This is a genomic window from Pararhizobium sp. DWP3-4, from assembly GCF_049898205.1.
GTDB lineage: Bacteria > Pseudomonadota > Alphaproteobacteria > Rhizobiales > Rhizobiaceae > Pararhizobium.
The window spans coordinates 198,911-206,942 of the sequence record NZ_JAFCXF010000009.1 but is presented as its reverse complement, the minus strand read 5'-3'; the positions used below and the strand labels follow the sequence as shown (position 1 = coordinate 206,942).

5 protein-coding genes are annotated in these 8,032 nt (G+C 58.9%); 4 read left to right on the top strand and 1 reads right to left on the bottom strand.

Annotated elements, in window-relative coordinates; genetic code table 11:
- Positions 1 to 142: 142 nt before the first annotated feature.
- Positions 143 to 1,441: an Hsp70 family protein gene (locus ACP7E6_RS22580; RefSeq protein ID WP_426231946.1), complete on the bottom strand. Its 1,299-nt coding sequence runs from the start codon at positions 1,439 to 1,441 to the stop codon at positions 143 to 145.
- Between the two features lie 244 nt (positions 1,442 to 1,685).
- Here ACP7E6_RS22580 and ACP7E6_RS22575 point away from each other — a divergent pair, with 244 nt between their 5' ends.
- The 4 genes from ACP7E6_RS22575 (at position 1,686) to ACP7E6_RS22560 (ending at position 7,975) form a co-directional block, all read left to right on the top strand.
- Positions 1,686 to 4,175 carry a type ISP restriction/modification enzyme gene (locus ACP7E6_RS22575; protein WP_426231945.1) on the top strand — a complete coding sequence of 830 codons (2,490 nt, stop codon included), beginning with the start codon at positions 1,686 to 1,688 and terminating at the stop codon, positions 4,173 to 4,175.
- Positions 4,176 to 4,354: 179 nt separating this feature from the next.
- Positions 4,355 to 4,903, top strand: a complete 549-nt coding sequence (locus ACP7E6_RS22570) for a type ISP restriction/modification enzyme (protein ID WP_426231944.1) — start codon at positions 4,355 to 4,357, stop codon at positions 4,901 to 4,903.
- A 419-nt stretch (positions 4,904 to 5,322) separates the two neighbouring features.
- Positions 5,323 to 6,987: an electron transfer flavoprotein-ubiquinone oxidoreductase gene (locus ACP7E6_RS22565; protein WP_426231943.1), complete on the top strand. Its 1,665-nt coding sequence runs from the start codon at positions 5,323 to 5,325 to the stop codon at positions 6,985 to 6,987.
- A 370-nt stretch (positions 6,988 to 7,357) separates the two neighbouring features.
- Positions 7,358 to 7,975, top strand: a complete 618-nt coding sequence (locus ACP7E6_RS22560) for a L,D-transpeptidase (RefSeq protein ID WP_426231942.1) — start codon at positions 7,358 to 7,360, stop codon at positions 7,973 to 7,975.
- The last annotated feature ends 57 nt before the right edge of the window (positions 7,976 to 8,032 follow it).

Genomic DNA, 8,032 nt, shown 5'->3' with positions numbered 1-8,032 from the left:
ACCCAAAATCGTCGCCATCGTTGCGACAATGCGCAAGCTTCTCACCATTCTCAATGCCATCATCCGGGACAATAAACCATGGCAAAACGCTTGACGAACAAGACAGTCGCTCTCCCCGCCGGGGAGAAGAGGAAGCCGCCAATCAAGCCGCCATCGCCGTCCAGCGTTCGATGTCGTCGCGCTCGCCGATCAGCGCCAGTCCATGGGCGATCGAGAGCAGCTCGCCGCCGCTTTCGATGCGGTCGCTGGCAAAACGGTCTTCGAAGATGCGGCGGATGGCCGGGACGAACGAGGTGCCGCCGGTCAAGAACACCTTGTCGATGCCATCGGGCAGCGTGTTGGTGGTGACCAGCACTTCGTCGAGCGCTTCCTCGATGCGGGCGAGATCCGGGGCGATCCAGCTTTCGAAATCGCTGCGGCGCACCGTCTGCCGGCTCTTTTCGCCCAGCGGCGCGAAGTAGAACTCGGTCTCTTCCTCATGCGACAGCCGCATCTTGGTGGCCGAAATCGCCTGGTAGAGCGGATAACCCTCGTCGTGGTCGACCAGATCGACGAAGGCCTCGAGCTTTTCCGGTTCGACGGCGGAGCGCACCAGCTGCTTCAGGTCGGTAAAGTCCTTCAGCGTCTTGAAGATCGACAGCTGGTTCCAGCGGCCGAAATTGGCGTAGTAGCTGGAGGGCACGTCGAGCAGCTTGTCGAAACTCCTGAACTGGCTGCCCTTGCCGATCAGCGGCGAGACCACCGTGTCGATGATGCGGAAGTCGAAATGATCGCCGGCGACGCCGACGCCGGAATGGCCGACCGGAACCGCCGTCAGCTTGCCGGCATGGCTTTCGAAGCGGATGATCGAATAGTCGGTGGTGCCGCCGCCGAAATCGGCAACCAGCACGGTCGCGTCCTTCTTCAGGTTCTGGGCAAAGTAAAACGCCGCCGCCACCGGCTCATAGACATAGTGGACCTCGGGAAAATCAAACGACGACAGCGCCCGGTCGTAGCGCTCCAGCGCCAGGTTTTCATCCGGGCTCGAACCGGCAAACCGCACCGGACGGCCAACGACGATGCGCTTGTAATCCTGGTGCCAGCCATCGCCGGCATAGTCGGCGATGCGGGTCAGGAAGGCACGCATCAGGTCTTCAAAGCTGTTGCGCCGGGCAAAGATCAGCGTGCCCTGGAACAGCGGGCTTGCGGCAAAGGTCTTGATCGACTGGAGAAAGCGCGCCTCGCCGGGATTGTCGATGAACTGCTGGATCGCCGCCTGGCCTGCCTCGATCGACACGGCGGCGGCACCGAGCTTCGCATGCTTCATGAAGGACAGCGCCGTGCGCATCGAATCGGTGGTTCCGGCGGTGCTGGAAAAACTCAACGACTGTGTCGTGTCGCCCTTAGAGGCGGCAAGCACCGAATTGGTCGTGCCGAAATCGAAGCCGAGTGCCTTGGCCATGAAAGTCTCCGTCTTAGGTGTCCGCCTGCGGGCCGGCGGATGTCGTCTCGCCGGCGCACGCGCAGCCTCGGAATGCCTTGCGGCAACCGGTCTGCGTTTGATGGCGGAGGGCTTGGTTTATTTGGAGGGCGCGTATTCGCATGGGTCGAAGGCCAAAGCAAGGCAGGATGGGGGATTGGCCGTGTGAAAATCCCCTTCCACCGGCGGCTGCAATCGTTCTAGATGCGTGTATTGGGAGAGCCGCATGAGCCAGATACTGATCAACGCCTATTTGAACGATCTTGAACGCTACAAGAAATTTTCTGGCTCTGCGACGGAAGGCATCATTTCGGAAGCTTTCAAGGACCTGTTGAAGGCCTGGGCGCGGTCTTCCAACCTGCATTTCATCAACCAGTACGAATTCCAGTCGACGCAGAAGAACCGCATCCGGCCGGACGGCACCATCCTGCACGACCTGCGCGTACCGCTCGGCTATTGGGAAGCCAAGGACAGCGGCGACGATCTCGATGCAGAGATCGCCAAGAAACTCGCCAAGGGCTATCCGCAGGACAACATCATCTTCGAAGACAGCCGTGTCGCGGTGCTGATCCAAAACCGGCAGGAGGTGATGCGCTGCCCGATGACGGAACCGGCGCTGCTGAAGCTGCTCAACCTTTTCTTTTCCTACGAGCGTGCCGAAATCCGCGATTTCCGCAAGGCCGTCGAGCAGTTCAAGGCCGACATTCCCGCTGTCTTGAAGGCGCTGAGGGAAAAAATCGATACGGCCTATGCCGGCAATCCCGGCTTTCAGGCGGCGGCGAACAAATTCCTCGAACATGCCCGTGACACGATCAATCCTGCCGTCGGCGAGGCGGATGTGCGCGAAATGCTGATCCAGCATATCCTGACAGAGGAAATCTTCGCGCATGTGTTCGACCAGGGCGATTTCCATCGGGAAAACAACATTGCCAAGGAACTTTATGCTCTGGAGGGCAAGTTCTTTACCGGTCAGATCAAGCGGGAGACGCTCAAAGGTCTGGAAACCTATTACGCGACGATCCGGGCCAATGCGGCGCTGATCACCAGCCATTCGGAAAAACAGGCCTTCCTCAAGGTCATCTACGAGAATTTCTACAAGGTCTACGACAAGAAGAAGGCCGACCGCCTCGGGGTCGTCTATACGCCCAACGAGATCGTCAAGTTCATGATCGAGGGCGCCGACTGGCTCTGCGAAAAGCATTTTGGCAAGAACCTGATCGACGAACATGTCGAAATCCTCGATCCGGCAACGGGCACCGGCACCTTCATCTGCGAGTTGCTTGAGCATTTTCGCGGGCATCCGCAAAAGCTTGCGCATAAATACAAGAACGAGCTGCACGCCAACGAAGTGGCAATCCTGCCCTATTACGTCGCCAACCTGAACATCGAGGCGACCTATGCGGCGATCTCCGGCCAGTTCGCCGAATACCCCAATCTTTGCTTCGTCGATACATTGGACAATGTTGCCGGATTGGGCATCAAGGCAGGCTACCAGCACGATATGTTTGCGGGCTTGTCCGACGAGAACGTCGCGCGTGTGAAACGGCAGAATGCGCGGAAAATTTCGGTGATTATCGGCAATCCGCCGTATAATGCCAATCAGGCCAATGAGAACGACAACAACAAGAACCGCGATTATCCGCGCATCGATGAGCTGATCAAGTCGAGCTACATCCGGCTGTCTACGGCGCAGAAGACCAAGGTCTACGACATGTATGCCCGTTTCTTCCGCTGGGCATCGGACCGTATGCACGACGATGGCGTGCTGGCCTTCATCACCAATCGCTCCTTCATCGACAGCCGCACCTTCGACGGGTTCCGCCGGGCGGTGGAGGGCGAGTTCAACGAAATCCACGTGGTCGATCTCGGTGGCGACGTGCGCGCCAATCCGAAACTGTCGGGCACGAAGAACAATGTCTTCGGCATCCAGACCGGCGTCGCCATCGCCTTCTTCGTCAAGCGCCGCAAGCAGAAGGGCTGCAAGATTTTCTACGCCCGCCGTCCGGAAATGGACACGGCGGATGATAAACTGGCGTTTCTGGCCAGCGCGAAATTGTCATCGATGGCATTTGAGCGGATCGTGCCGGACAAAAGCGCCAACTGGATCAATCTGACGGAGAATGATTGGGACAGCCTGATTCCGGTGGCGGACAAGAAAACCAAGGCGGCGAAGACGTCCGGGCAGGAGAAGGCGATTTTCAAACTCTATTCATTGGGGACGGTTAGCAACCGAGATGAATGGGTCTACGGACACTCTAAAGATGATGTTACTTCAAAGGTAAGGCTGCTCTTGGCAACTTACGGTTCGGAGTTGGAGCGTGTCAAAAATGGTGAACTAAACCCCAAAGAACCGGACAAGCTGACCAAAAAATTGAAATGGACACGGTCTTTGAAGGGCGCTTTGGTTAAGCTTCAAAAAATCGAGTTTTTGCCGGATCAAATCGCTGTGTCTCAGTATCGGCCGTTTGTTAGAAGGTCTTGGTATTATGACGCGCGAACAAACGAATTTCTGAATCAGATTCCTAAATTAATTCCCCTTCACAATAGCAACGCCGCTATTCTTTTCTCTAACGCGCGACGTGTGCAGTTCGCCGTTTCTTCAACCAATCATCCTCCGTCTCTAGACATATTCGTTCCTGACGCGACCACAGCGCTCGCATCCTACCGCTACACCGCCGATGGCGAGCGGATCGACAATATCCCGACTGGGGCCTGAAGCAGTTCCAAAAAGCCTATGGCAAGAACGGTTCCGGGTTGATCTCTCCCCTTGAGGGGGAGATGTCGGCCGGGCCGACAGAGGGGGGTGAAACCGCATCCTCCGAGTTTGCCGCGATACCCCCCTCTGCCCCTATCGGGGCATCTCCCCCTCAAGGGGGGAGATCGGCCGCACGCTCTGTGCCCATCACCAAGGACGACATATTCCATTACGTCTATGGCGTGCTGCACGATCCCGTCTACCGCGAGACCTATGCGCAGAACCTGAAGCGTGAGTTTCCGCGCATTCCTTTCTATCCGGACTTCTTCGCCTGGGCCGGCTGGGGCAAGCGGCTGATGGAACTGCATATCGGCTACGAGACCGTCGAGCCCTGGCCGTTGTCGCGGCTTGATACGCCGGACAAAAAGGCCCGCGAAGCCGGTGTGGCGCCCAAGGCGGTGCTGAAGGCCGACAAGGACAACGGCATCATTCGGCTCGACAGCGAGACGGTGCTTTCGGGTATTCCGCCGGAGGTCTGGACCTACCGGCTCGGCAACCGCTCCGGCCTCGAATGGATCCTCGACCAGTACAAGGAAAAGACCCCGAAGGATCCAACGATCCGTGAGAAATTCAACACCTATCGCTTCGCCGACTACAAGGACCACGTCATCGACCTGATCGCTCGCGTCACCCGCGTTTCTGTCGAGACCGTTGACATCACCGAAGCGATGAAATCGGCGAAGCGATAACTCGTCCTTGTATTTTTGACGTTTACGTGCACGTCATATATTTGCAGGTGATAGGACCTCATGTTATAGATTCGCCATACTACGAGGCCGTTGCTCTTTTGCGGGACAGCTTCTCCGGCCTCCGTCACCCCGGACCTGTTCCGGGCTCCAGCACCCGACGTCCGTCGGGTTAAAGACTCTTTTCAGTCCAAGGACTTGGACTGGCTGGATTCCTGTGACAAGCACAGGAATGACGGAGCAGAAAGACGCTATCCTTCCGAGCCGGCGGGTTTCATGGATCGCCGCCGCATGACCTCATGCGCAAATGCGGGTGCCCTCTGTCGCAGACCGGCTCGACAAGTCCGGCTGCATTTGCCATGACGGAAGGCAAAATTGGGAACAAAACCGGGCAAATTCCGGGACAGGACTGGAGACCGACAATGACCGAGACCACTGAACTGCCCGAGCGCGAAAGCATGGAATTCGACGTGGTGATCGTCGGTGCCGGTCCGGCCGGTCTGTCTGCGGCCATTCGCCTGAAACAGGTCAATCCGGAGCTGTCGGTCGTCGTTCTGGAAAAGGGTGCGGAAGTCGGCGCGCATATCCTGTCGGGCGCCGTGGTCGATCCGATCGGCATCGACCGGCTGTTGCCGGGCTGGCGCGAGGAGGAGGGGCATCCCTTCAAGACCAAGGTGACGGACGACCAGTTCCTGCTGCTCGGTCCGGCCGGGTCGATCCGCCTGCCGAATTTCTTGATGCCGCCGCTGATGAACAATCACGGCAATTATATCGTCTCGCTCGGGCTGGTCTGTCGGTGGCTGGCCGAAAAGGCGGAAGGCCTCGGCGTCGAGATCTATCCAGGCTTTGCCGCGACCGAAGTGCTCTACAATGATCAAGGCGCCGTCATCGGTGTCGCCACCGGCGACATGGGCGTCGAAAAGAACGGCGAGCCCGGCCCGAACTTTGCCCGCGGCATGGAGCTGCTCGGAAAGTACACGCTGATCGGCGAGGGCGTGCGCGGTTCGCTCGCCAAGCAGCTGATTGCGAAATTCGATCTCTCGAAAGATCGCGAGCCGCAGAAATTCGGCCTCGGCATCAAGGAACTCTGGCAGGTCAAGCCGGAAAACCACAAACAGGGCCTGGTGCAGCACTCGTTCGGCTGGCCGCTCGGCATGAAGACCGGCGGCGGTTCGTTCCTCTACCATCTCGAGGACAATCTGGTTGCCGTCGGCTTCGTCGTGCACCTGAACTACAAGAACCCCTATCTCTACCCGTTCGAGGAGTTCCAGCGCTTCAAGACGCATCCCTCGATCCGGGGCACCTTCGAGGGCGGCAAGCGGCTGACCTATGGCGCCCGCGCCATCACCGAGGGCGGCTACCAGTCGGTGCCGAAGCTGACTTTTCCCGGCGGCGCGCTGATCGGCTGTTCGGCCGGTTTCGTCAACCTGCCGCGCATCAAGGGCAGCCACAATGCGGTTCTGTCGGGCATTCTCGCCGCAGAAAAACTGTCGGATGCGATCGCCGCTGGCCGCGCCAATGACGAGGTGATCGACATCGAGAACGGCTGGCGCGACAGCGCCATCGGCCAGGACCTGAAGCGGGTGCGCAACGTCAAGCCGCTGTGGTCGAAGCTCGGCACGGCTGCCGGCGTGGCGCTCGGCGGTCTCGACATGTGGACCAACACGCTGTTCGGCTTCTCCTTCTTCGGCACGCTGAAACATGGCAAGACCGATGCGCAGGCGCTGGAACCGGCGTCGATGCACAAGCCGATCGCCTATCCGCGCCCGGATGGCGTCTTGACCTTCGACCGTCTGTCCTCGGTGTTTCTGTCGAACACCAATCACGAGGAGAACGAGCCGGTGCATCTGAAGGTCAAGGACATGGCGCTGCAGAAATCGTCCGAACACGATATCTATGCCGGCCCGTCGACCCGTTACTGTCCGGCCGGCGTCTACGAATGGGTGGAAAAGGACGGGCAAGACGTCTTCGTCATCAACGCCCAGAACTGCGTCCACTGCAAGACCTGCGACATCAAGGATCCGAACCAGAACATCAACTGGGTGCCGCCGCAGGGCGGCGAGGGACCGGTGTATCCGAATATGTGATGCGTGCCGGCGGAGTTGGGGGGCTGTTGAAGACTGCTCATCGCTTTCAGCCAGCTTCTGTTGTTTTTGACGCACCTCATTCCTCCGTCATCCCGGACTTGTTCCGGGATCCAGCGCGTTCAAGTCCTTGAACGCAATAGACTCTATTCACGCCGCAGACGCGCCGTGGCTGGATTCCTGTGACAGGCACAGGAATGACGGCGGAGGGTTTTGACCCCCAAAACAATAAACGCCACTTCGGTGTTAGGCAGGAGGCGGAGAAAAGCTCGCCCTCCCGTTCCATTGAGCACAATTTCAACGGGCTTAACCGGGCATTAACCATGTTTTCCCTATTTTCGGTTGCATCAACCGGATCTTAAGGAAACTCACGATGTCGATCTCCCGCCGTGGCCTGTTGCTCGGCTTGTCTGCTCTTCTTGCCGGTTGTGCCACCAACGGAGCGAACCATGCAGCCAACTATGCTGCTCTGCCGGATGAAAAATTTCCGATGCCGGCCATGCCGCTGGAAAAGGTCAAGCCGGAACTGCGCCGCCAGCAGGTGGCCTATCCGACGAAACATGACCCAGGCACGATCGTCGTCGATACCCCGGCGCGGCGGCTCTACTACATTCTCAGTGACGGGCAGGCCGTGCGTTACGGCATCGGCGTCGGCCGCAACGGCTATGCGCTGGCGGGCTCGGCCTATATCGGCCGCAAGGCGGAATGGCCGACATGGACGCCGACCGGCAACATGATCCGGCGCGATCCGGCCAAGAACCTGAAATATGCCGGCGGCGTTCCCGGCGGGCCGAACAATCCGCTCGGCGCCCGCGCCATCTATCTCTATCAGAACGGCAATGACACGATGTTTCGCATCCATGGCACGACGCAGCCCTGGTCGATCGGCCAGGCGATGTCGAGCGGCTGCGTGCGCATGCTCAACCACGATGTCGTCGATCTCTATGAGCGCGCAACCGTTGGCGGCCGCGTCGTGGTCCTGCAGGCATAGCCCTCGTTATAGGAACACGCCCACTTTGATGGGCCGTAGGGCTTGGTCCGTGCCGCT

Coding starts and splice junctions, on each gene's coding strand:
- ACP7E6_RS22580 (WP_426231946.1), bottom strand. CDS start 1,441: ATGGCCAAGGCACTCGGCTTCGATTTCGGCACGACCAATTCGGTGCTT.
- ACP7E6_RS22575 (WP_426231945.1), top strand. CDS start 1,686: ATGAGCCAGATACTGATCAACGCCTATTTGAACGATCTTGAACGCTAC.
- ACP7E6_RS22565 (WP_426231943.1), top strand. CDS start 5,323: ATGACCGAGACCACTGAACTGCCCGAGCGCGAAAGCATGGAATTCGAC.
- ACP7E6_RS22560 (WP_426231942.1), top strand. CDS start 7,358: ATGTCGATCTCCCGCCGTGGCCTGTTGCTCGGCTTGTCTGCTCTTCTT.